Source organism: Pseudomonas fluorescens (assembly GCF_900636825.1).
Lineage (GTDB): Bacteria > Pseudomonadota > Gammaproteobacteria > Pseudomonadales > Pseudomonadaceae > Aquipseudomonas > Aquipseudomonas fluorescens_BG.
In genome coordinates, this window is the sequence record NZ_LR134318.1 from 4,739,783 (window position 1) to 4,762,516 (window position 22,734).

At 57.7% G+C, this 22,734-nt stretch carries 25 protein-coding genes; 15 read left to right on the forward strand and 10 right to left on the reverse strand.

Translation table 11 applies throughout. The features are described from left to right. Nucleotide 1: 1 nt before the first annotated feature. The 5 genes from EL257_RS21445 to EL257_RS21465 all read left to right on the forward strand — a co-directional run bounded on the left by EL257_RS21445 (nt 2) and on the right by EL257_RS21465 (nt 3,056). Nucleotides 2-970, forward strand: coding sequence for an RnfABCDGE type electron transport complex subunit D (locus EL257_RS21445; RefSeq protein WP_126368219.1), 969 nt, complete (start codon nt 2-4; stop codon nt 968-970). Next, nucleotides 967-1,572 carry an RnfABCDGE type electron transport complex subunit G gene (locus EL257_RS21450; RefSeq protein WP_126365999.1) on the forward strand — a complete coding sequence of 202 codons (606 nt, stop codon included), beginning with the start codon at nt 967-969 and terminating at the stop codon, nt 1,570-1,572. The genes EL257_RS21445 and EL257_RS21450 overlap by 4 nt, the downstream gene beginning before the upstream one ends. Before the next feature lie 50 nt (nt 1,573-1,622). Then, nucleotides 1,623-2,138, forward strand: coding sequence for an Rnf-Nqr domain containing protein (locus tag EL257_RS21455; protein ID WP_172604573.1), 516 nt, complete (start codon nt 1,623-1,625; stop codon nt 2,136-2,138). Then, the gene (gene nth, locus EL257_RS21460; protein ID WP_126366003.1) at nt 2,135-2,773 is read left to right on the forward strand and encodes an endonuclease III; all 639 of its coding nucleotides are present in this window, start codon (nt 2,135-2,137) and stop codon (nt 2,771-2,773) included. Before EL257_RS21455 ends, nth begins: the two co-directional genes overlap by 4 nt. Nucleotides 2,774-2,879: 106 nt before the next feature. Further along, entirely contained in the window at nt 2,880-3,056 is a 177-nt protein-coding gene (locus EL257_RS21465) for a PA3496 family putative envelope integrity protein (protein WP_126366005.1), read from the forward strand. 89 nt (nt 3,057-3,145) lie between these two features. Here EL257_RS21465 and EL257_RS21470 read toward each other — a convergent pair whose 3' ends face one another. Beyond that, nucleotides 3,146-3,772, reverse strand: coding sequence for a response regulator transcription factor (locus EL257_RS21470; RefSeq protein ID WP_126366007.1), 627 nt, complete (start codon nt 3,770-3,772; stop codon nt 3,146-3,148). A 298-nt stretch (nt 3,773-4,070) separates the two neighbouring features. Here EL257_RS21470 and EL257_RS21475 point away from each other — a divergent pair, with 298 nt between their 5' ends. Further along, nucleotides 4,071-4,763, forward strand: a complete 693-nt coding sequence (locus EL257_RS21475) for a hypothetical protein (protein WP_126366009.1) — start codon at nt 4,071-4,073, stop codon at nt 4,761-4,763. Nucleotides 4,764-4,874: 111 nt separating this feature from the next. Here the strand turns inward: EL257_RS21475 and EL257_RS21480 are convergent, their stop codons facing one another. Together EL257_RS21480 and EL257_RS21485 are read right to left on the reverse strand one after the other, a co-directional pair. Beyond that, a complete protein-coding gene (locus EL257_RS21480) occupies nt 4,875-6,092 on the reverse strand; it encodes an argininosuccinate synthase (RefSeq protein ID WP_007916658.1) in 1,218 nt (405 codons plus the stop codon). 129 nt (nt 6,093-6,221) lie between these two features. Next, nucleotides 6,222-7,136 (reverse strand): flagellar protein MotY, encoded by a 915-nt coding sequence (locus EL257_RS21485; protein ID WP_126366011.1) that lies wholly within the window; start codon nt 7,134-7,136, stop codon nt 6,222-6,224. 160 nt (nt 7,137-7,296) lie between these two features. Here EL257_RS21485 and pyrC point away from each other — a divergent pair, with 160 nt between their 5' ends. Both pyrC and rnt read left to right on the forward strand, forming a co-directional pair. After that, nucleotides 7,297-8,343, forward strand: a complete 1,047-nt coding sequence (gene pyrC / locus EL257_RS21490) for a dihydroorotase (RefSeq protein ID WP_126366013.1) — start codon at nt 7,297-7,299, stop codon at nt 8,341-8,343. Beyond that, complete coding sequence (gene rnt, locus EL257_RS21495) at nt 8,340-9,017, forward strand: ribonuclease T (protein ID WP_126366015.1); 678 nt, start codon at nt 8,340-8,342, stop codon at nt 9,015-9,017. Before pyrC ends, rnt begins: the two co-directional genes overlap by 4 nt. A gap of 475 nt (nt 9,018-9,492) precedes the next feature. Here rnt and EL257_RS21500 read toward each other — a convergent pair whose 3' ends face one another. Together EL257_RS21500 and EL257_RS21505 are read right to left on the reverse strand one after the other, a co-directional pair. After that, nucleotides 9,493-9,963, reverse strand: coding sequence for a Panacea domain-containing protein (locus tag EL257_RS21500; RefSeq protein WP_126366017.1), 471 nt, complete (start codon nt 9,961-9,963; stop codon nt 9,493-9,495). Nucleotides 9,964-10,182: 219 nt separating this feature from the next. Further along, entirely contained in the window at nt 10,183-10,785 is a 603-nt protein-coding gene (locus EL257_RS21505) for a peroxiredoxin (RefSeq protein ID WP_003227723.1), read from the reverse strand. A gap of 311 nt (nt 10,786-11,096) precedes the next feature. Here EL257_RS21505 and EL257_RS21510 point away from each other — a divergent pair, with 311 nt between their 5' ends. Both EL257_RS21510 and bfr read left to right on the forward strand, forming a co-directional pair. Further along, on the forward strand, nt 11,097-11,315 hold the full coding sequence (locus tag EL257_RS21510; RefSeq protein WP_003227725.1) for a bacterioferritin-associated ferredoxin: 219 nt from the start codon (nt 11,097-11,099) through the stop codon (nt 11,313-11,315). A 200-nt stretch (nt 11,316-11,515) separates the two neighbouring features. Beyond that, nucleotides 11,516-11,989, forward strand: a complete 474-nt coding sequence (bfr, locus tag EL257_RS21515) for a bacterioferritin (protein ID WP_126366019.1) — start codon at nt 11,516-11,518, stop codon at nt 11,987-11,989. Between the two features lie 184 nt (nt 11,990-12,173). Here bfr and grxD read toward each other — a convergent pair whose 3' ends face one another. The 3 genes from grxD to EL257_RS21530 all read right to left on the reverse strand — a co-directional run bounded on the left by grxD (nt 12,174) and on the right by EL257_RS21530 (nt 15,144). Continuing rightward, on the reverse strand, nt 12,174-12,515 hold the full coding sequence (gene grxD / locus EL257_RS21520) for a Grx4 family monothiol glutaredoxin (RefSeq protein WP_016773402.1): 342 nt from the start codon (nt 12,513-12,515) through the stop codon (nt 12,174-12,176). A 97-nt stretch (nt 12,516-12,612) separates the two neighbouring features. Continuing rightward, nucleotides 12,613-14,718, reverse strand: a complete 2,106-nt coding sequence (locus tag EL257_RS21525) for a molybdopterin oxidoreductase family protein (protein WP_126366021.1) — start codon at nt 14,716-14,718, stop codon at nt 12,613-12,615. Between the two features lie 135 nt (nt 14,719-14,853). Beyond that, a complete protein-coding gene (locus tag EL257_RS21530) occupies nt 14,854-15,144 on the reverse strand; it encodes a hypothetical protein (RefSeq protein WP_126366023.1) in 291 nt (96 codons plus the stop codon). Nucleotides 15,145-15,547: 403 nt separating this feature from the next. On the opposite strand from EL257_RS21530, the gene argF reads away from it, so the two are divergent. Next, the gene (gene argF / locus EL257_RS21535; protein WP_126366025.1) at nt 15,548-16,468 is read left to right on the forward strand and encodes an ornithine carbamoyltransferase; all 921 of its coding nucleotides are present in this window, start codon (nt 15,548-15,550) and stop codon (nt 16,466-16,468) included. Then, the gene (locus EL257_RS21540; RefSeq protein ID WP_126366027.1) at nt 16,465-17,574 is read left to right on the forward strand and encodes an ABC transporter ATP-binding protein; all 1,110 of its coding nucleotides are present in this window, start codon (nt 16,465-16,467) and stop codon (nt 17,572-17,574) included. The genes argF and EL257_RS21540 overlap by 4 nt, the downstream gene beginning before the upstream one ends. A gap of 102 nt (nt 17,575-17,676) precedes the next feature. On the opposite strand, the gene EL257_RS21545 is transcribed toward EL257_RS21540, so the two are convergent. Beyond that, nucleotides 17,677-18,459: a PhzF family phenazine biosynthesis protein gene (locus tag EL257_RS21545; protein ID WP_126366029.1), complete on the reverse strand. Its 783-nt coding sequence runs from the start codon at nt 18,457-18,459 to the stop codon at nt 17,677-17,679. A 99-nt stretch (nt 18,460-18,558) separates the two neighbouring features. Next, entirely contained in the window at nt 18,559-19,029 is a 471-nt protein-coding gene (gene ybaK / locus EL257_RS21550) for a Cys-tRNA(Pro) deacylase (protein WP_126366031.1), read from the reverse strand. Between the two features lie 362 nt (nt 19,030-19,391). Between ybaK and EL257_RS21555 the strand changes: the two genes are divergently transcribed. The 3 genes from EL257_RS21555 to EL257_RS21565 all read left to right on the forward strand — a co-directional run bounded on the left by EL257_RS21555 (nt 19,392) and on the right by EL257_RS21565 (nt 22,674). After that, nucleotides 19,392-20,243 (forward strand): MIP/aquaporin family protein, encoded by an 852-nt coding sequence (locus EL257_RS21555; RefSeq protein WP_126368221.1) that lies wholly within the window; start codon nt 19,392-19,394, stop codon nt 20,241-20,243. A gap of 77 nt (nt 20,244-20,320) precedes the next feature. After that, nucleotides 20,321-21,823 (forward strand): glycerol kinase GlpK, encoded by a 1,503-nt coding sequence (gene glpK / locus EL257_RS21560; RefSeq protein ID WP_126366033.1) that lies wholly within the window; start codon nt 20,321-20,323, stop codon nt 21,821-21,823. A gap of 95 nt (nt 21,824-21,918) precedes the next feature. Beyond that, complete coding sequence (locus EL257_RS21565) at nt 21,919-22,674, forward strand: DeoR/GlpR family transcriptional regulator (protein ID WP_007953179.1); 756 nt, start codon at nt 21,919-21,921, stop codon at nt 22,672-22,674. Nucleotides 22,675-22,734: the final 60 nt, after the last annotated feature.

A 22,734-nucleotide genomic window follows, 5' to 3' on the forward strand; every position in this document is an offset into this window, starting at 1 on the left:
GATGCCGGGCGATCGCTTGCAACAGGCGATGCAGCGCGTCTTGCTCGCCACGTTGCCGGGGCTGCTGGTGCTGTTCTGGTTATACGGTTGGGGGTTGTTGATCAATCTGCTTCTGGCCAATGCCACCGCGTTGCTCGTCGAAGCGATAGTCGCGCAGTTGCGCCGGCAACCGCTATCGCCAACCCTGCGAGATGCCAGCGCGGTTGTCAGCGCCACCTTGCTCGCCGCCGCGCTGCCGCCCTACTGCCCGTGGTGGCTGACGGTCACCGCCATCGCTTCGGGTCTGTTGTTCGGCAAGCACCTGTATGGCGGCGCCGGGACAAATCCGTTCAACCCGGCGATGCTCGGATTTGCTCTGGTCATCCTGATGTTCCCGCAAGCGATGACTCAGTGGCCAGCGTATGGCCTCGATCTGTCGGCCACGTTTGCGCAGTTCTTCGTCCCGGACAAGGCACCGGATGCCTGGGCGCAGGCCACCGCGCTGGATAGCTTGCGCATCAACAAAAGCCTGACCGTGGACGAGTTATTCGCCAGCCATTCTGCATTCGGTCACTTCGGCGGTCGCGGCATCGAGTGGGTGAATCTGGCATTTCTCGCCGGCGGGCTGTTGTTGCTGCAGCAACGGGTGATCGCCTGGCACGCGCCAGTCGGCATGCTTGCCAGCCTGTTTGTGGTCAGTCTGCTGTGCTGGAATGGCTCGGGTTCCGATTCCCATGGATCGCCGCTGTTCCATCTACTGAGCGGCGCGACCATGCTCGGCGCGTTTTTCATCATTACCGAACCGGTGTCCGGCGCGCGAACGGCGCTGGCTCGATTGCTGTTCGGCGCGGGCGTCGGCTTGCTGACTTACCTGATTCGCACGTGGGGAGGCTATCCCGACGGCGTTGCCTTTGCGGTGCTGCTGATGAATCTTTGCGTACCAGCGCTGGAACGGTTCGCCGCTCGGCGGCAGCCAGCGGTCAACCCATGAACCGCACGATCAGCGCGCTGGTTCTGTTGTTATTGGCTGGCGTCGGCGTCAGTGCAACGTATTGGCTGCAACGCGCCAGTGCGCCGCAGATCGCCGCCGAGCAACGCATGGCCGAGAGCCGCAAAATGCTCGACGTGCTTGCGGTCGACAGTTACGACAATCAACCGCTGGAACAGCCGCTGACATTGGCGGAAGCGGTTTTGCGCAACAGCACGCTGATAGGCGGCTACCGGGCAACCAGGAAAACTCAAACCGTCGCCGTGCTGCTGCGCAGCGTAACCGAGGGTTATGCCGGCAACATCGAGTTGCTGATTGCTATTGATGCCCACGGCACATTGCTCGGCGTCAAAACCCTCCGACAGAACGAAACACCGGCACTTGGCGGACCGATCGGCGATTGGCCGAATCGCTGGCTTGCGGTGTTCAGCGGCAAATCGCGCGACGACCCACCGGACGCCGAATGGGCGCTGAAAAAAGATCAGGGACAATTCGATCAGATGGCCGGCGCGACTGTTACCTCGCGTGCAGCCGTCAACGCTATCCGCGATGCGTTGCGCTATTTTGACCAGCATCGAACGGTCCTGCTGGGGGGCGGATCGTGAACCTGTCCAACTCACTGCTGCTGGTCTTGCTGTCAGGGTCGACGGACTCGATGGCGGGCGCGCTGGGAACGCTGTTGGTGCTGGCCATCGTCATTGGCACGTACAGCCTGGGCATGCGCCCCCTGCGCTCACGCCTGGCGAGTCCAAGTGCTTTGCTGGCCAGTGTCCTGTTGGCCGCCACGCTAACCAGTTGTGCCGATATCCTCGCCCAGCGCTGGTTATTCGCCTGGCATCAGTCATATGGCCTGTATGGCGGGCTGATCGCTTTGCAGTGCGTGATACTGGAACAGCATGGTTTCTTCCGCCAGGCGCTAGCCGAGCGCGTCAGGCTCTGCGCGTTGTTTGCCGGGTTAATGCTGACGCTTGCCGTCCTGCGTGAGCTGACGGGCAAGGGCCATCTGGGTGCCGGACTGACCGAGCACGGCACCGCTCTGGTTTCGTTCGGCGAAGGCGTGCCGCTGGCTGCGCTGATTCCCGGCGCCTTCATTATTTTGGGGTTGTTGCTCGCCGCCCGTCAGGCGTGGACTCGCTCGAACTCTGTTATCAAGGAAACGCATCGCCCATGAATGCCGCAAAACGTCTGGAGATTTTCCGCCGACTGCATGAGGACAATCCCGAGCCAAAGACTGAACTGGCTTATTCCTCACCTTTTGAATTATTGATTGCGGTCATTCTGTCGGCGCAGTCGACTGATGTTGGCGTCAACAAGGCCACCGCGAAACTGTTCCCGGTCGCCAATACGCCAGCCGCGATCCATGCGCTGGGGGTCGAGGGGTTGTCTGAATACATCAAGACCATTGGCCTCTATAACAGCAAAGCCAAAAATGTCATCGAGACTTGTCGCTTGCTGGTCGAACGTCACGGCAGTGAAGTGCCGCAGACGCGCGAAGAACTGGAAGCCTTGCCCGGCGTTGGTCGCAAGACCGCGAACGTCGTGCTCAATACCGCTTTTCGCCAATTGACCATGGCGGTCGACACGCACATTTTCCGCGTCAGCAACCGGACTGGGATCGCGCCAGGCAAAAACGTCGTGGAAGTGGAAAAGAAGCTGATGAAGTTCGTGCCCAAGGAATTTCTCCTCGACTCCCACCATTGGCTGATATTGCACGGTCGCTATGTGTGCCTGGCCCGCAAGCCTCGTTGTGGCAGCTGCCGGATCGAAGATTTGTGCGAGTACAAACACAAAACATCGGACGATTGACTGGCTATTACGTTCTGCTATTCGTCGATTGAAAAAATCTTTTTTACCCGCTGCAGGAATGTCGATATAAGGAGCGCCAAAGGCATTATCAGCCGGGAGTCAGCTTATGAGCGACAAAGAGCAATTGGACGTAGATGACGAATTTATTGCTACTGAGACCGATGACGCCGAACCGCGGGTCGAAGCCGCCAAGACCAATTTGAGCAAGCGCCGCACCATTGACAACCTGCTTGAAGAGCGCCGACTGCAGAAGCAATTGGCTGATTACGATTTTGATCTTTGACTTTTGAAGCCTCCAGCAACGGAGGCTTTTTACTTTTCAGCAGTCGCTGTAGTTGATCGGCCCATGAACCCCATCAATCAGCGAAGCACTCACACCAACCCATTGCGCTGGGCCAACTCAATCAGATCAACCAGCGAGCGAGCATTAAGTTTTAGCAGCAATCGGGTCTTGTATGTGCTGACCGTCTTGTTGCTCAAAAACATGCCATCGGCGATCTCCTTGTTGGTCTTGCCCCGTGCCAACTGTTGCAACACCATCATTTCACGACCGGACAGGCGGTCGACCATATCGGCCTCGCTGGCATTTCCCAAAGTGGTCCGCACTGTGTGCAGCGCTTGATTGGGGAAATAACTATAGCCAGAGAGAACTGCTTTTATCGCACTGAGCAACTCGGTGAGATCTTGTTGTTTGCAAACATATCCCGCCGCCCCCGACTGCATGCAACGCATGGAAAAATGGCCGGGCGCTTGAGAGGTCAATACCAGCACTTTCATCGGCATGGCCACTGCACTCAACCGCGCGATAACTTCCAGACCGTCGAGTTTGGGTATTCCAATATCCAAAATGACGATATCGGGCATTTGTTCGCGAGCCAGTTGTAACGCGTCCACGCCATTGTCTGTCTCTGCAATGACTTCGTAGCCATGGCGCTCCATCAGCAAGCGTACCGCAAGCCGAATGACAGGGTGATCATCCACGATCAGGACTTTATTCATGGGCAGGTCCAATTTCGCTGTTCGATTTTTAGAGCCCGCACAATAGCGTAGTCAACTCATCCATGGCACAGACGAGTTCCCTTACAGTTGCAGCGAAAGACCCTTCCTACAATCATTGAGGACTAATCCTACAAAAATAGCCTTTAATAAAAAATCATTGCGATGTTACCCGCCCGGGGCAGCATCTCAGTTGCAATCAATCATAAAAACCTGAAACAAGATACGTCTATTCAACTCGTATCTTTTAATATAAATATCAAATACCGACCATTCTCAAACTCACGGCAAGGAAGCCCGCATGTACAACCTAAATAAAAAAGTAAGCAACCCCATGACAGTCATTGCGATGTTCGCACTTGTCTCGGAAACATCCGCCGCCGTATCGCTGCCCTTTCTCGCCAACCAGGAGCGGGAAATCTATGTCTGGTTTTTAATCAGCTTTCCCTTTTACCTGCTGTTTCTATTTTTCCTGACCCTCAACTTCAACTATCGATCGCTCTACGCGCCCTCTGACTTCACCGAGGACGAAAACTTCCTGAGGGCCATGGATGACGAAGTACCCATAGACGATAACCAAATAATCGACTCAGAGAATGCGTGTGCGCCGAACAGTGCAAGTATCGGCGATCGCGCTGAGACCAGAGTTGATTCACGTTACTTGGGGAAAGTTCCAGACCCCCCACATTACACTATTCCGCAAGCGTCGACCTGGTTCGAGCATTACATACAACTACCGAAGACGACGAACACGCTACGGGTCATTGATGTACGTCACATGGACACTTCATCGCAATTCAATAAATTGCGGTTAAACCTTCGGCGCCCCGCGAGGAAGCCCTATAAATTACTGGTATTTGTAACCAACAACAGCAGTGACGACTTATTGCGGAAAACCGCCCTTAGCCATATTAAACACTCAAAAAAAAGGTTGGGCCGGATGCTTTATATCGCTTATAACGTGAGTCAGGAGACTACAACGATTTTGAGATGAAGGTGACAGGCAGGCTTCGTGATGAAGAGCAGAGAAACAGAGGGAAACGTTCTTTAACAATGGCGACCTTGCCATTAAGACAAGGCCGCCATATTTGCGCGTCTGCAAGACTCAGAACAACTTGCGGCCCTTGTTGGCAGCAATACGCATGCGCAGCGCGTTGAGCTTGATGAAGCCCGCCGCGTCAGCCTGGTTGTAAGCACCGCCGTCTTCTTCGAAGGTCGCGATGTTGGAATCGAACAGCGAATCGTCGGACTTGCGCCCAGTGACGATCACGTTGCCCTTGTACAGCTTCAGGCGCACAACGCCGTTCACGTTGACCTGCGAAGCGTCGATCATCTGCTGCAGCATCAGACGCTCAGGGCTCCACCAGTAACCGGTGTAGATCAGGCTGGCATATTTCGGCATCAGCTCGTCTTTGAGGTGAGCGACTTCGCGATCGAGGGTGATCGACTCGATGGCGCGGTGAGCGCGCAGCATGATGGTGCCGCCCGGTGTTTCATAGCAACCACGGGACTTCATGCCGACGTAACGGTTTTCGACGATGTCGAGACGACCGATGCCGTGAGCGCCGCCGATCTTGTTCAGCGTCGCCAGCACGGTGGCCGGAGTCATTTCAACACCGTCCAGCGCAACGATGTCGCCGTTACGGTAGGTCAGTTCCAGATATTGCGCTTTGTCAGGAGCGTTCTCCGGGGAGACGGTCCATTTCCACATGTCTTCTTCGTGCTCGGTCCAGGTATCTTCCAGCACGCCGCCCTCATAAGAGATGTGCAGCAGGTTGGCGTCCATCGAGTACGGGGATTTCTTCTTGCCGTGGCGCTCGATCGGGATCGCGTGCTTCTCGGCGTAATCCATCAGCTTCTCGCGGGACAGCAGGTCCCACTCGCGCCAAGGGGCGATGACTTTCACGCCTGGCTTGAGCGCATAAGCGCCGAGTTCGAAACGTACCTGGTCGTTGCCCTTGCCGGTGGCGCCATGGGAAATGGCGTCGGCGCCGGTTTCGTTGGCGATTTCGATCAGTCGTTTGGCGATCAGCGGACGTGCGATGGAAGTACCCAGCAGGTACTCGCCTTCGTAAACGGTGTTGGCGCGGAACATCGGGAATACGAAATCACGCACGAATTCTTCGCGCAGATCGTCGATGTAGATTTCTTTGACGCCCATGGCCTGAGCCTTGGCGCGGGCCGGCTCGACCTCTTCGCCTTGACCGAGATCAGCGGTGAAGGTCACCACTTCACAGTTATATGTATCCTGCAGCCACTTGAGGATCACCGAAGTGTCCAGGCCGCCGGAATACGCCAGAACGACCTTGTTTACGTCCGCCATGCCATCACTCCACGGGGTTCTACGGAAAGCCGAGGAGTCTACCGCCCAAACGCAATAATTTACAGAGGCGCGACAGCTTAAGACGACAAAGCGACAGAATGTGTCGAGAGCGCGACGATGACCGACAAGTCAGGAAGTCGCCGCAGCAGTGGCCGGGGTACTCGCTTGTGAGGCTGGGGTTGGGGCCGTGGTCGGTGCAACGCGCGCCAGCTTGACGTTGACCCGGCGGTTTTTCGCGCGATTGGCCTTATTGGTATTTGGCACGATCGGATATTGCTCACCATGGAAACGCACGGTGATCTGCGATTCCTGAATGCCGTTGGCCTTGAAGAAATCGACCACCGCCAGTGCTCGGCGACGCGACAGTTCGCGGTTGGTCAGGCGGTTGCCGCTGTTATCCGAGTAGCCGTCGAGCTCGATGTGATTAACCGTCGGATCGGCCTTGATGTAATCGAGCATCACCTGCAATTTCGCCTTGCCGGCCGCGTCAAGATCAACGCCCTCACCGGGAAAGCCGATCTGCGACTGCTTGAGCTGGTCGAAATTCTGCGGCAGCAATTTCGCCACGCAGGTCTGGTAATCATTGAACGCTTTGCTGAACTTGACCGGCAACAGCCGCACTTCCGAAACCCGCCCATCACCTGACGCGCGGCGTACCACCGGGCTGCGGCCATCCAGCAGACCGCTGATCAAGCCACCGGCCTGCGACTGCGAGCTGCTGAACAAGACATTGCCACTGCTGAGCCTGACGCTGCCCAGATTGATGTCACCACGCCCCGGCTGCCACGGTGCTGCGGCTGCGAGCAATGTTGCAGAGCCGCCGCCGAGCATGGCGTTATAGGCATTGAGGCGGAAGATTGCCTGCTCGCCCGCCTTGCGCACGAACTCGCCCGAGCCAAAATCGGTGATCGGCTGGGTCAGTCGGCATTCGAACTTGTCGCCGGCGACCGTCCACTCAATGTTCTCCAGACGGGTCTGGTACGTGAGCGCCATCGCGGGGAGGCTGGCAAACACACTGAGCAAGGCTAAATAACGCTGGCGCACGGGAGGCTCCATTGGCTCGTGAAACACAAACACCGATTCACACAATGTTTACGGCATACCTTCGGGATATCGGACGCTTGCCGCAAAACTTGATAGCGAGTGCCTGCAAGAGTCTTTTCCGGTAGCATTCGCCTCAGTTTGACCCGCCTGGAATTCCCTCATGTCCGACCGCCTGACCCTGCTGCGTCCCGACGACTGGCACATTCATCTTCGCGATGGTGCCGTGTTGACCAATACCGTTGCCGATGTTGCGCGCACTTTTGGTCGCGCCATCATCATGCCCAACCTGGTCCCGCCGGTGCGCACCGCCGCCGAGGCCGATGGCTATCGCCAGCGCATCCTGGCTGCCCGCCCGGCCGGCAGTCGCTTCGAACCTTTGATGGTGCTGTACCTCACCGACCGCACCCAGCCTGAAGAAATTCGTGAAGCCAAGGCCAGCGGTTTCGTTTATGCCGCCAAGCTCTACCCGGCCGGTGCGACCACCAACTCCGACTCCGGAGTTACCAGCATCGACAAGATTTTCCCGGCGCTGGAAGCCATGGCCGAAGTCGGCATGCCGCTGCTGATCCACGGTGAAGTCACTCGCGGCGACGTGGATGTTTTCGATCGCGAAAAGATTTTCATCGATGAGCACATGCGTCGCGTGGTCGAGCGCTTCCCGACGCTGAAAGTGGTGTTCGAACACATCACCACGGGCGACGCCGTGCAGTTCGTCAACGAGGCCTCGGCCAACGTTGGCGCGACCATCACCGCGCATCACCTGCTGTACAACCGTAATCACATGCTGGTCGGCGGGATTCGGCCGCACTTCTACTGCCTGCCGATCCTCAAGCGCAATACCCACCAGGAAGCACTGCTCGACGCCGCCACCAGTGGCAGCGCGAAGTTTTTCCTCGGGACCGACTCGGCGCCGCATGCCCAGCACGCCAAGGAAGCCGCGTGCGGTTGCGCCGGTTGCTACACCGCATACGCTGCCATCGAGATGTACGCCGAAGCCTTTGAACAGCGTAACGCGCTGGACAAACTCGAAGCATTCGCCAGCCTCAACGGCCCGCGTTTCTACGGCCTGCCGGCGAACACCGATCGCATTACCCTGGTTCGTGAAGAATGGACTGCCCCGACCAGCCTGCCGTTTGGCGAGCTGACCGTTATCCCGCTGCGCGCCGGTGAAAAACTGCGCTGGCGCCTGCTGGAGGAACACGCGTGAGTGAAGAGCATTTCGACGACGAACTGGACGGTCAAAATGGTGGTGGCGGTTCTCGTCACCCGATGGCAGCACGCTTTCGCGGCTACCTGCCGGTTGTCGTCGACGTAGAAACCGGTGGCTTCAACTCGGCCACCGATGCATTGCTGGAGATCGCTGCGACCACCATCGCCATGGATGAAAAGGGTTTTGTTTATCCCGATCACACCTACTTCTTCCGCGTTGAGCCCTTCGAAGGCGCCAACGTCGAAGCGGCGGCGCTGGAGTTCACCGGGATCAAACTGGATCACCCGCTGCGCATGGCCGTCAGCGAAGAAACTGCACTGACCGACATTTTCCGTGGCATCCGCAAAGCGTTGAAAGCCAACGGCTGCAAGCGCGCGATCCTGGTCGGACACAACAGCAGCTTCGATCTGGGCTTCCTCAATGCAGCGGTCGCGCGGCTGGACATGAAGCGCAACCCGTTCCACCCGTTTTCCAGTTTCGATACCGCGACGCTGGCAGGGCTGGCCTATGGTCAGACCGTGCTGGCGAAAGCCTGCCAGGCCGCCGGCATTGATTTCGACGGCCGTGAGGCGCATTCGGCGCGTTACGACACCGAGAAAACCGCTGAGCTGTTCTGTGGCATCGTCAATCGCTGGAAACAGATGGGCGGCTGGGAAGATTTCGACGACTGATCGTCGGCGAACAAATCTCGCGCATAAAAAAACCGGCCATATGGGCCGGTTTTTTTTGTTTAGTGCTTATAGAGCTTGAATTCTCGATCGATCCACACGACGTGAAACACCCGATGGTTTTTGTAACCCACCATCGCTACGCGTTCGAAAGCCCGAAACACCAGCAATCGGACATCACTCGTTAAAAAATCCGGTATCCCGACTTTAAGACTCTTCCTCTCAATCGTTTCACATCCATACCGATGCCGATGCTCCCTGCGTAGTTCTTTCCACGGCATCTTTCCCAGGATCCTGAGACGCTCAAGCATTTTCGACCGTTCGACGGCCTCACAATCTTGAATGCACCAGCCATTCTGCAAATATTCAAATGAAAAAACCGGAGGTCGCGCCTCGGATGAATCTATTTCGATGGTAGACGTCCGTGCCGTTACTGTAGCCGCCGCATCGCGTTCCCTGCGTTTGAACCTGGCCATTTTCAGTTCACCAAATGCTCGCGGAAATACTCCTGCATTTCGCAGGCGGGAATTTCTCGGCTGAACTCCCCTTCCTTGAAGTTTCTACGCCAAGGGGCTTCTTCATGCGTCAACTGACGAAGTTTCCACGCCGAGAATTGACCATAAACGTCGAACACCTCGTTGAGCAGAGTTTGTTGTTCAGCGCTGAAAACATCGGGGTTGAAATCACTCGGAGGAGGAATGGCACTCGATCCAAATTGGCTGAATCTTCGATATAGATCCGGAACCACTGGACCGTGCATCCAGGCTTCAAGCTTTTCAGGGAATAGAGCCTCGCCATGGACGGCCAGACTGAACCCTTGAGCGTAATAAACCATTTTTTGAATTTTGAGATTGGATATCTCGCCATCATGCCCTTCCAGGCAGAGGAAGTAATCCGCAACGTCCAAGCTACTCGGCATTTGAATCCCCTTCTGCATCATGCAATCCATTGCATTGTCCCTACTGAAGTGAGGCGCAGGTCAGGCCCAGGCAATTGCCATCGTGGACCGTCATCGCTCGACCACCACCCTATCCAACCACTGTTCAGTCATCCAGTATTAATTCCCGAGCATTTGAAACAAATGATGCCGAGAGACTATTTACTCGTCATTCTCCGCATAAAAAAACCGGCCACATGGGCCGGTTTTTTTGTACCTCGACGTTGCGCCTTACAGGGCAGCAGCGTTCTCGGTCAGGTAAGCCGCAACGCCTTCTGGCGAAGCGTTCATGCCTTTGTCGCCTTTTTTCCAGTTGGCAGGGCAGACTTCGCCGTGCTCTTCGTGGAATTGCAGAGCGTCGACCAGACGGATCAGCTCTTCCATGTTACGGCCCAGCGGCAGATCGTTGATGATCTGCGAGCGGACAACGCCCTTGTCGTCGATCAGGAACGCGCCACGGAAAGCTACGCCGCCTTCGGATTCAACGTCGTATGCCTTGGCGATGTCGTGCTTCATGTCGGCAGCCATGGTGTATTTCACCTGACCGATACCGCCATTGTTCACTGGGGTGTTGCGCCAGGCGTTGTGGGTGAAGTGCGAGTCGATCGACACTGCGATCACTTCAACGTTGCGTGCCTTGAAGTCAGCCATGCGGTTGTCCAGAGCGATCAGCTCGGACGGGCAGACGAAGGTGAAGTCCAGTGGGTAGAAGAACACCAGGCCGTATTTGCCTTTGATGGCCGAGGACAGGGTGAAGCTGTCAACGATCTCGCCATTGCCGAGTACGGCCGGGACGGTGAAGTCTGGGGCTTGTTTGCCTACGAGTACGCTCATTGATATCTCCTGGTGTAAAAACTTGAAGTTCAGGGTCCGGGCCAGCCTGTCACCCTCAGGCGACAGCCCTGTGACACGAACCCTCTTCGCAAGGGACGACCATCATACACTGGGTGTTTGGCCTGTCCGTAACGGATTTTCCGCGTCCGACGATCGACCCCGCGTATATGGGGTGGTGAGACGCATCTGAATTACCGTTCGTCAGGCGCAAGCAAATAGGCTGGGAAGTGTTCCGAAAGCACTTTGACAATCATTCTCGTTAACATTAAGATCCATCGCAATTGAGTCACAACCAGCGACGGTTCTCACTTATGTATGTTTGTCTCTGCACTGGCGTCACCGACGGACAAATCCGCGAAGCGATCTATGAAGGTTGCTGCAGCTATAAAGAAGTTCGCCAGGCCACCGGCGTCGCCAGCCAGTGTGGAAAATGCGCCTGCCTTGCCAAGGAAGTGGTGCGTGAAACCCTGACCAAACTGCAAACGGCGCAAGCCGCGATCCCCTACCCGGTAGAATTTACTGCCGCGTAATCGCCCCATTCCAAAGAACCGGACTTGATGTCCGGTTTTTTTATGTCTGAAAATCAATTGCTTAGCGTCCAGACGCGGAACACAAACATTCTTATTCCGATTAATTTTCATTTATTATTCAATAACTTAGGTTTGACACTTATAAATACGAAGTTCAAACTCCGCCTTATATACAGTTAATACAGGGCAGGACTCCGATCATGAAAGGCGACATTACAGTCATCCAGCATCTCAACAAGATCCTTGCCAATGAGCTGGTCGCGATCAATCAGTACTTCCTGCATGCGCGCATGTATGAAGATTGGGGCCTGAACAAGCTCGGCAAGCACGAATACAAAGAATCCATCGATGAGATGAAACACGCGGACAAGCTGATCAAGCGCATCCTGTTCCTCGAAGGCCTGCCGAACGTGCAGGACTTGGGCAAGCTGCACATCGGCGAGCACACCCGGGAGATGCTGGAGTGCGACCTGCGTATCGAGCGAACTGGCCACGCTGACCTGAAAGCCGCCATCGCTCATTGCGAAACCGTTGGCGACTTCGGTAGCCGTGAACTCCTCGAAGACATTCTCGAGTCGGAAGAAGAACACATCGACTGGCTGGAAACCCAATTGGGCCTGATCGACAAGATCGGTCTGGAAAACTATCTGCAGTCGCAGATGGGCGAAGAGTAGGAGCTGCCGCAGGCTGCGATCTTTGCAGATTGCAGCCGCAACTCGCAGTAACTTTTCGAACGCACTAAAAAGCCCCGCCCTCTTTAGAGGTGCGGGGCTTTTTATTGGCTGCAGATCAAAAGATCGCAGCCTCGTTTCACTCGACAGCTCCTACAGGAGAAACCAGCGCCGAGTGAAGCCTGGATCAGGCTTCGGACTTGTTCGCCGCAGCCGCTTCAACGGCCGCTTTGATGGTGCTTTGCAGCGAACCGTCTGCAGCCATCTCGGTCATGATGTCGCTACCGCCGACCAGTTCACCGCCAACCCACAGTTGCGGGAAAGTCGGCCAGTTGGCGTACTTTGGCAGGTTGGCGCGGATTTCCGGGTTCTGCAGGATGTCCACGTACGCAAACTTCTCGCCACATGCCATCACAGCCTGCGCAGCTTTGGCGGAGAAGCCACACTGCGGGGCATTCGGCGAGCCTTTCATGTAAAGCAGAATGGTGTTGTTGGCAATCTGCTCTTTAATCGTTTCGATGATATCCATGGAGCACCTCGGCTGAACTTTCCGACTCATGGGTCGGCACGGTGGCGCATTGTAACGGAATCCCGAGCGCCATGCTCGGTCTCCCCGACAGACTTGCTCAAGCCGCCGCTACACTCACCGGTACGCCGTTGAGCGCCGCGTTGCCCGACAGTTCGTCGAGCTGACATTCATCGGTCAGGTCGTTGGCGCTCGAACCCGGCTGAGCGCTGGCAATCGCCATATGCACGCCTGGCCTTGCGTGGCCCCAACCATGCGGAAGGCTGACCACGCCCTTCATCATCTCAAGGCTGCCGAGCACTTCCACCTCGATCTGACCGACCCGTGAGCTGACCCGCACGCGTTGACCATCGCTGAGCCCACGGCTGGCGAGATCGTCCGGGTGCATCAGTAGCTGATGACGCGGCTTGCCCTTCACCAGACGATGATAATTGTGCATCCAGGAGTTGTTGCTGCGCACGTGGCGGCGTCCGATCATCAACAGTTCGTCGGCAGCCGGGGCCTGCAGGGCCGCGAAGCGGGCGAGGTCGGCAAGAATCTCCGGCGGCGCAGCTTGCACGTGACCATTCGAGGTTTTCAGACGCGTCGCCAGGTTCGGCTTCAGCGCGCCGAGATCGATGCCGTGCGGGTGATCAAACAGCGTCGCCAGCGACAGCTTTTGCTCGCTGGCGTCACCGTACAAGCCCATGCGCAGGCCCATGTCGATCATCCTCGAAGGCGGCATCGTCGGTTTCAATTCCTTGCCGGTTTTCTCGGCGAAGGCCTTCGCAAGGCCGACAAAAATCTCCCAGTCGTGCAGCGCCCCCTCGGGTTTGGCCAGGATCGCCCGGTTGAACCGAGTCACGTTGCGTACCGCAAACAGGTTGAACGTGGTGTCGTAGTGATCGTTTTCCAGCGCCGAGGTCGACGGCAGGATCAGGTCGGCATAACGTGTGGTTTCGTTGATGTACAGATCGATACTGAGCATGAACTCCAGACCGTCCAGCGCCTGCTCCAACTGCCGTCCGTTCGGCGTCGACAACACCGGGTTGCCCGCCACTGTGATCAATGCGCGGATCTGGCCCTCGCCTTCGGTGAGCATTTCCTCTGCCAGCGCCGAAACAGGCAATTCACCGCCGTACTCGGGGCGACCGGAAACCCGACTTTGCCATTTGTTGAAGTGTCCGCCCGAGGTCGACGCCACCAGATCTACCGCGGGTTCGGTGCACAACGCGCCGCCAACGCGATCGAGGTTGCCGGTGACCAGATTGATCAATTGCACGAGCCAGTGGCACAACGTTCCGAAAGCCTGGGTCGAGACGCCCATTCGCCCGTAGCAAACCGCACTCGGTGCGGCAGCGAAGTCGCGAGCCAACTGGCGAATCTGGTCGGATGGCACGGCGCACAGCGGGCTCATTGCCTCAGCGGTGAACGACGCGACGGCGTTACGCACTTCATCCAGCCCTTCGACCGGCAAGTGGCTCTCGCGCGTCAGACCTTCGCTGAACAACGTGCTGAGCATGCCGAACAACAGCGCCGCATCGCCGCCGGGTCGAACGAACACATGCTGATCAGCGATCACGGCGGTTTCACTGCGACGTGGATCGACCACCACAAGTTTGCCACCGCGCGCCTGAATGGCTTTCAGGCGCTTCTCGACATCCGGCACGGTCATGATGCTGCCGTTGGACGCCAGCGGGTTGCCGCCGAGGATGAGCATGAAATCGGTATGGTCGATGTCTGGAATCGGCAACAGCAGGCCGTGGCCGTACATCAGATAGCTGCTGAGGTGATGAGGAAGTTGATCGACCGACGTGGCCGAGTAGCGATTGCGGGTCTTCAGCAACCCGAGGAAATAATTGCTGTGGGTCATCAACCCGTAGTTGTGCACACTCGGGTTGCCTTGATAGACCGCAACGGCGTTCTGGCCGTGACGCTCTTGGATCGCTGCGAGTTTTTCCGCCACCAGCGCGAACGCTTCTTCCCACTCGATCGGCAGCCATTCGCTGCCCACCCGGCGCATCGGCTGGCGCAGGCGATCCGGGTCATTCTGGATGTCTTGCAGCGCCACAGCCTTGGGGCAGATATGGCCCCGGCTGAAGGCGTCGAGTGCATCGCCCTTGATCGATGTGATTGCGACCTGGCCTTCCGTTTCGGTGGTTTCGATGGTCAGGCCGCAGATGGCTTCACACAGGTGGCAGGCACGGTGATGGAGAGTCTTGGTCATGGCCAGTCTCTGTCTTGTTCTGGGGCGGGCAATCACACCCGCGGGAACAAAACTATGGCCCGAGCGAGGGTCGGGCGCCAGCGACGTTCGTCTTGTGAATCGACGCCCATCAGGTGCGCCGATAAACCGCCGCAGTCAATTGGCGGGCAACTGAGGCGGTGCTGCCAGCTGGATTTCCTGAATGGTTTCGATCTGCTCGTGGGCAACGTGCACGCCGGTGAGTTCGCCAATCAATCGCCAATGCTCGTCCAGCCCGGCGCTGATGGTGGCCATGCGATCAATCATGTGCCGCCCGGCCGCCTTCACCACTTCGTCATCGCTGCGCAGCAGTTCGAACGACATTGATGTCATCGACGCGGTGAGATGGGTCAGTGAGCGAGCCGTATGGCCCAGCAGTTCCATTAACAATTTTTCTTTCGATTCCATGCGGAGGCTTCCTGCGTCGCTCGAAACTTATTTATAACCCAGCACTTTGCTTTAGCAAATGTTTCAGCCGGAACATCCGACCAAGCGAATGCGCGACGCCGAGGTCGGAAACCGACCAGAGCCACCTCATCGGCGGCGCGGCGCATTGCCAAGCGCGGCGGGGCCAGTGTACAAAGAGCCTCGCTGCTGTCCTGAATCCGCCTCGAAAATGCGCGGCGGCCATGCCCGCTGAGCTCTGCGTTGTTCGCAAAACCGTAGCCTATTGGCGTAACGCGACATTTAATGTCAATATCGCGCCTTCCCCTATTTCGTCGCCCCGTGCGGCTTACGCCGCAGGTCTCGCCCGTTGTTCCGTTAAACAAGGCTTTGAGCATCTGCGGTTTGTAGCAAAAGGTAGTCAATGATGAGCGCAAGGCACTTTCTCTCCCTGATGGATTGCACGCCCGAAGAGCTGGTCAGCGTGATCCGTCGAGGCGTTGAGCTCAAGGACCTGCGTAACCGCGGCGTACTGTTCGAGCCTCTGAAAAACCGCGTGCTGGGCATGATTTTCGAGAAATCCTCGACCCGCACCCGTATCTCTTTCGAGGCGGGCATGATCCAGCTCGGCGGCCAGGCGATTTTCCTGTCGCCCCGCGACACTCAACTGGGCCGTGGCGAGCCGATCGGCGATTGCGCCATCGTCATGTCGAGCATGCTCGATGCGGTGATGATCCGCACCTTCGCCCACAGCACCCTGACCGAATTCGCCGCCAACTCGCGCGTGCCGGTGATCAATGGCCTGTCCGATGATCTGCACCCGTGCCAATTGCTGGCCGACATGCAGACCTTCCTCGAACACCGTGGCTCGATTCAGGGCAAGACCGTGGCCTGGATCGGCGACGGCAACAACATGTGCAACAGCTATATAGAAGCGGCGATCCAGTTCGACTTTCAGCTGCGCATCGCCTGCCCGCAAGGCTACGAGCCGAACCCTGAGTTTGTTGCCAGGGCCGGCGAGCGTGTGACCATTGTCCGCGACCCACAGGACGCCGTGCGCGGCGCACACCTGGTAAGCACCGACGTCTGGACTTCCATGGGCCAGGAAGAGGAAACTGCCAAGCGCCTCAAGCTGTTCGCGCCGTTCCAGGTCAACCGTGCCCTGCTCGACCTCGCTGCCGAGGACGTGTTGTTCATGCATTGCCTGCCGGCGCACCGTGGCGAAGAAATCAGCCTCGACCTGCTCGATGACCCGCGCTCCGTCGCCTGGGATCAGGCAGAAAACCGTCTCCACGCACAGAAGGCCCTGCTCGAGTTCCTCGTCGAACCGGCATATCACCACGCATGAGCCATGAATTACTGCTGAACCTGCGCAACCTCGCTTGCGGCTATCAAGATCAACGCGTGGTGCAGAACCTCAATCTGCACCTCAACGCCGGCGACATCGGCTGCCTGCTCGGCTCGTCCGGTTGCGGCAAGACCACCACTTTGCGCGCGATCGCCGGGTTCGAACCGGTACACGAAGGCGAAATCACCCTGGGTGGCGAGACACTGTCCAGCGCCGGTTTCACCTTGGCGCCGGAGAAACGCCGGATTGGCATGGTGTTTCAGGACTATGCGCTGTTTCCGCACCTGAGCGTCGCCGACAATATCGCCTTCGGCATCCGTAAACATCCGGACAAAGCGCGGGTCACGCAAGAGCTGCTGGAACTGGTCAACCTGAACAACCTCGGCAAGCGCTTCCCTCACGAGTTATCTGGAGGCCAGCAACAGCGCGTCGCCCTCGCCCGCGCCTTGGCGCCGGAGCCGCAATTGCTGCTGCTCGACGAACCGTTCTCCAATCTCGATGGCGAGTTGCGTCGCAAGCTCAGCCATGAGGTGCGCGACATTCTCAAAGCTCGCGGCACCAGCGCGATTCTGGTGACCCACGATCAGGAAGAAGCCTTCGCCGTCAGCGATCACGTTGGCGTGTTCAAGGAAGGTCGGCTGGAACAGTGGGACACGCCTTACAACCTGTATCACGAACCGGCGACGCCTTATGTCGCCAGTTTCATTGGTCAGGGCTATTTCATTCGCGGCCAGCTCGCCAGCCCGGAGTCGGTGCAGACCGAACTGGGTGAGTTGCGCGGCAATCGGGCTTATACCTGGCCGATTGGCGGTGCAGTAGACGTCCTGCTGCGCCCCGATGACATTGTTTATGCACCGGACAGCGCGTTGAAGGCGCAGATTGTCGGCAAGACATTCCTCGGCGCTTCGACGCTGTATCGCCTGCAACTGCCGACCGGGGCACAGCTGGAGTCGATCTTCCCGAGCCATGCCGATCATCAGGTCGGTGCGCAGGTGGGCATTCGTGTCGCGGCTGAACACTTGGTACTGTTCCAGGCATCCGGCAGCACGGCTGCGCAGATTCCAAGCGTAGAAAACGGCGTGCGCCGCTACAACACAGCCCTCTGATCGAACAAACTCCCCCTGTAGGAGCTGCCGAAGGCTGCGATCTTTTGATCTTGAAAGTCAAAAGATCGCGGCCTTCGGCAGCTCCTGCAGGGAAGATTGCGGTCAGCTCAGGTGCAGGCTTCCACTCGCCACCAGCGTCGCATTGCCGCCGATCTTCACGCGCTCGCCTTCCAACCGACAAAACAACTCGCCACCCCGCGCCGAACGCTGGCACGCGGTCAGGTTCGACTTGCCCAGACGCTTGGCCCAATACGGAATCAGACTGCAATGCGTCGAACCGGTCACCGGGTCTTCATTGATACCGATCGCCGGCGCGAAATAGCGCGAGACAAAATCGTGCTGATTGCCGCGGGCCGTGACGATAGCGCCCAGCCACGGCAGTTTCGCCAGTGCGGCCATGTCCGGCTTGCAGCCGAGCACGGCTTGTTCCGAGTCCAGCACCACAAACAGCTCGTTGGAGCCGAGCACATCAACCGCCTCAACGCCGAGCGCCCGCTCGACATCCAGCGTCACGCCGATTTCCGACGGCACGATGGTCGGGAAATCCAGCCACAAGCGGTCGCCCTCACGGCTGACACTCAACGGGCCGGATTTGCAGGTGAAATCGATGCGCTCAGCGCTTTCCTTATAGATTTCGAACAATACAAACGCGCTGGCCAAAGTCGCATGCCCGCACAGCGGCACTTCGGTGGTTGGCGTGAACCAGCGGATATGCCAGGCCGAGCCCTCACGCACCAGAAAAGCGGTTTCCGCCAGATTGTGCTCGGCGGCGATCTTCTGCATCAGCTCGTCTGCGAGCCACGCATCCAGGCGATAGACCATCGCCGGGTTGCCGCTGAATGGCCGATCACTGAACGCGTCGACCTGATGAAACTCAAGCTGCATGATTTTCTCCCTGAATTGGTCAACCGAGCATGCAACGGCGAGCCGGATCAGTGCCAGTGACAGAAACGGAATTTTTTCTTCATACAGCCGGTGCCGGGATCAAGCGCGCCCGATGTCGGCGAACTTCGCTTGAGTGTGCTCAGCCAGCACCGTCGGTGCCAACTCCACTTCCAGCCCTCGTCGGCCGGCACTCACATAGATAGTCGCGAAACCTTGAGCGGAATTATCGATAAAGGTGCGCAGGCGTTTCTTCTGCCCGAGCGGACTGATGCCACCCAACAGATAACCGGTAGAACGCTGCGCCGCTGCCGGATCAGCCATCTCGACCTTTTTCACCCCCGCCGCCTGCGCCAGCCCTTTCAGGTCGAGGCTTCCGACGACCGGCACCACAGCCACCAACAACTCGCCCTTCTCGCTCGCAGCCAACAGCGTCTTGAACACCTGCGCCGGCTCCAGCGCAAGTTTTTCGGCAGCTTCCAGGCCGTACGACGCGGCCTTCGGATCATGTTCATAACTGTGCACGCGATGTTCGGCACGAACTTTTTTCAACAAGTCCAACGCAGGGGTCATGACAGCTCCAGGCTCGGCGGTGACAAAAAATTCCTTCGACGGATTCTAGGTGATCGAACCGCAAAAGGCTCTAACCCAAGCCGCGAATACCGTGGCTTGCATCCTTCTGCGCGGTCTATAACGACAGATCAGGCGAACGATCATTCATGCGACGAATAGTTACATTGTGACTGACAGTTCACTTTCGACCTTTGACAGGTTTGTTTCTTGTCTATATTTTTTCGAATCTGAATAATGTAAGAATCATGGTCACCGCAGTACCCAGCAGTAATCCGGGAACCGAATGGGGATTCCAACCCGGTGAAGATCGCGCCTTGCTCCGTTGGCAACGCGCCACACAAGAAAAAAAACCGAGGTTTTCAATGACAGCTGCTTTACCGCAACCTTCGCTTTCCGGCCAATGCATGGCCGAGTTTCTGGGCACCGCCCTGCTTATTTTTTTCGGCACTGGCTGTGTCGCCGCGCTCAAGGTCGCGGGCGCGAGCTTCGGCTTGTGGGAAATCAGCATTATCTGGGGCGTCGGCGTCAGCATGGCGATCTATCTCACCGCGGGCGTTTCCGGCGCGCATCTGAACCCGGCCGTGAGCATTGCCTTGGCGATCTTCGCTGACTTCGAAAAACGCAAACTGCCCTTCTATATCTTGTCGCAAGTCGCCGGCGCCTTCTGCGGCGCGCTGCTGGTTTACACGCTGTACAGCAATCTATTCTTCGATTTCGAACAAACCCACCAAATGGTCCGCGGTTCGGCTGCGAGCCTTGAACTGGCGTCGGTGTTCTCGACCTACCCCAACCCGGTGCTGTCGACAGCGCAGGCATTCCTCGTCGAGATGATCATCACTGCGATCCTGATGGGCGTGATCATGGCCCTGACTGACGACAACAATGGCCTGCCAAGAGGTCCGATGGCGCCACTGCTGATCGGTCTGCTGATCGCCGTGATCGGCAGCGCGATGGGTCCGCTGACCGGTTTCGCGATGAACCCGGCGCGTGACTTCGGTCCAAAACTGATGACTTTCTTTACCGGTTGGGGTGAAATTTCCTTCACGGGTGGTCGTGATATTCCGTATTTCCTGATTCCGATTTTTGCACCGATTGTCGGTGCCTGCCTCGGCGCTGCCGGGTATCGCGGGCTCATCGCCCGTCACCTGACCGGCGTCACACCTGCTACAAAGGATGCAGAACCGGCCATTGACGGCAAACCAAGAACTTCTTGAAACAGTCGGCGCCGGCTCCTGCCCATTCGAGCCTGCGCCACGGCCCACTCTCCCTTATTTCGTCCAAGGCAATCGACATGACCGACATTCAGAACAAGAACTACATCATTGCCCTCGATCAGGGTACGACCAGCTCCCGCGCGATCATTTTCGACCGCGACGCGAACGTGGTCTGCACCGCGCAGCGCGAATTCGTTCAGCATTACCCGCAGGCCGGTTGGGTCGAACACGATCCGATGGAAATTTTTGCCACCCAGAGCGCGGTGATGGTTGAAGCGCTGGCGCAGGCTGGCCTGCATCACGATCAGGTTGCCGCCATCGGCATCACCAACCAGCGTGAAACCACCGTGGTCTGGGACAAGACCACCGGCCGCCCGGTGTACAACGCAATCGTCTGGCAGTGCCGCCGCAGCACCGAAATCTGCCAGCAACTCAAGCGTGATGGCCACGAAGACTACATCCGTGACACCACCGGTCTGGTCACCGACCCGTACTTCTCCGGCACCAAACTGAAGTGGATCCTCGACAACGTCGAAGGCAGCCGCGAGCGTGCGCGCAATGGCGAACTGCTGTTCGGCACTGTCGATAGCTGGCTGATCTGGAAATTCACTGGCGGCAAAGTGCACGTCACCGATTACACCAACGCCTCGCGCACCATGCTCTTCAACATCCATTCGCTGGAGTGGGATTCGAAGATGCTGGAGATTCTCGACATCCCGCGCGAGATGCTCCCGGAAGTTAAAGCCTCCTCGGAAATCTACGGTCGCACCAAAAGCGGCATCGCCATCGGCGGTATCGCCGGCGACCAGCAAGCGGCGCTGTTCGGGCAAATGTGCGTCGAACCAGGTCAGGCAAAAAACACCTATGGCACTGGCTGCTTCCTGTTGATGAACACCGGCGACAAAGCGGTGAAATCCCAGCACGGCATGCTCACCACCATCGCTTGCGGCCCACGAGGCGAAGTGGCTTACGCGCTGGAAGGCGCAGTGTTCAATGGTGGCTCGACCGTGCAATGGCTGCGTGACGAACTGAAAATCGTCAACGACGCTCACGACACCGAATATTTCGCCAATAAAGTGAAGGACAGTAACGGCGTCTATCTGGTGCCGGCTTTCACCGGTCTCGGCGCACCTTACTGGGACCCGTATGCCCGTGGCGCATTGTTCGGCCTGACGCGCGGCGTGCGCGTCGATCACATCATCCGCGCCGCGCTGGAATCGATCGCCTATCAGACCCGCGATGTCCTCGACGCCATGCAACAAGACTCCGGCGAGCGCCTCAAAGCCCTGCGCGTGGACGGCGGCGCGGTGGCGAACAATTTCCTCATGCAATTCCAGGCCGACATTCTCGGCACTCAGGTCGAGCGGCCGCAAATGCGCGAAACCACAGCGCTCGGTGCGGCTTACCTGGCCGGTCTGGCGTGCGGTTTCTGGGGCAGCCTGGAAGAACTGCGTGGCAAAGCGGTCATCGAGCGCGAGTTCGAACCGAGCCTGGACGAAGCGGCAAAAGAGAAGCTGTATAAAGGCTGGAAAAAAGCCGTCAGCCGCACCCGTGACTGGGCGCGTGAAGACGCTGAATAAGCCAGGCTTGAGCTTCAGATAGGTATCTAACTGGTCGGGAGCAGATTCCTGCGGCATCATGGGCAAATTTTGCACGGCAGCCCAAAGGAAGCCCCATGAATCTGCCTCCCCGTCAGCAGCAAATCCTCGAGCTGGTTCGCGAACGCGGCTATGTGAGCATCGAGGAAATGGCCACGCTGTTCGTTGTTACCCCGCAAACCATTCGCCGCGACATCAATCAACTCGCCGAAGCCAATTTGCTGCGCCGTTACCATGGCGGCGCCGCCTACGATTCCAGCGTCGAAAACACCGCCTATGCGATGCGCGCCGATCAGATGCGCGACGAGAAGCAACGCATCGGTGAAGCCATCGCCGCGCAGATTCCCGATCACGCCTCGCTGTTCATCAACATCGGCACCACCACCGAATCGATTGCCCGCGCCCTGCTCAATCACAGTCACCTGAAAATCATCACCAACAACCTACACGTCGCCTCGATGCTCAGCGCCAAGGATGATTTCGATGTGCTGCTGACGGGCGGGAATGTGCGCCGTGACGGCGGCGTGGTCGGCCAGGCGAGCGTGGATTTCATCAATCAGTTCAAGGTTGATTTCGCCCTGGTCGGGATCAGCGGCATCGACGAGGACGGCAGCCTGCTTGACTTCGATTATCAGGAAGTTCGGGTATCGCAGGCGATTATTGCTAATGCGCGACAGGTGATTCTGGCTGCGGATTCGAGCAAGTTCGGACGCAACGCGATGATCCGGTTGGGGCCGATCAGCCTGATTGATTGCCTTGTCACCGATCAGCAACCGGTACCGGCGCTGGCGCAATTGTTGAGTCAGCACAAGATTCGTCTGGAAGTCGTTTAAACCTTCGCAACATCAAGAGATCGCAGCCTTCGGCAGCTCCTACATGGGTTCACCTGACGT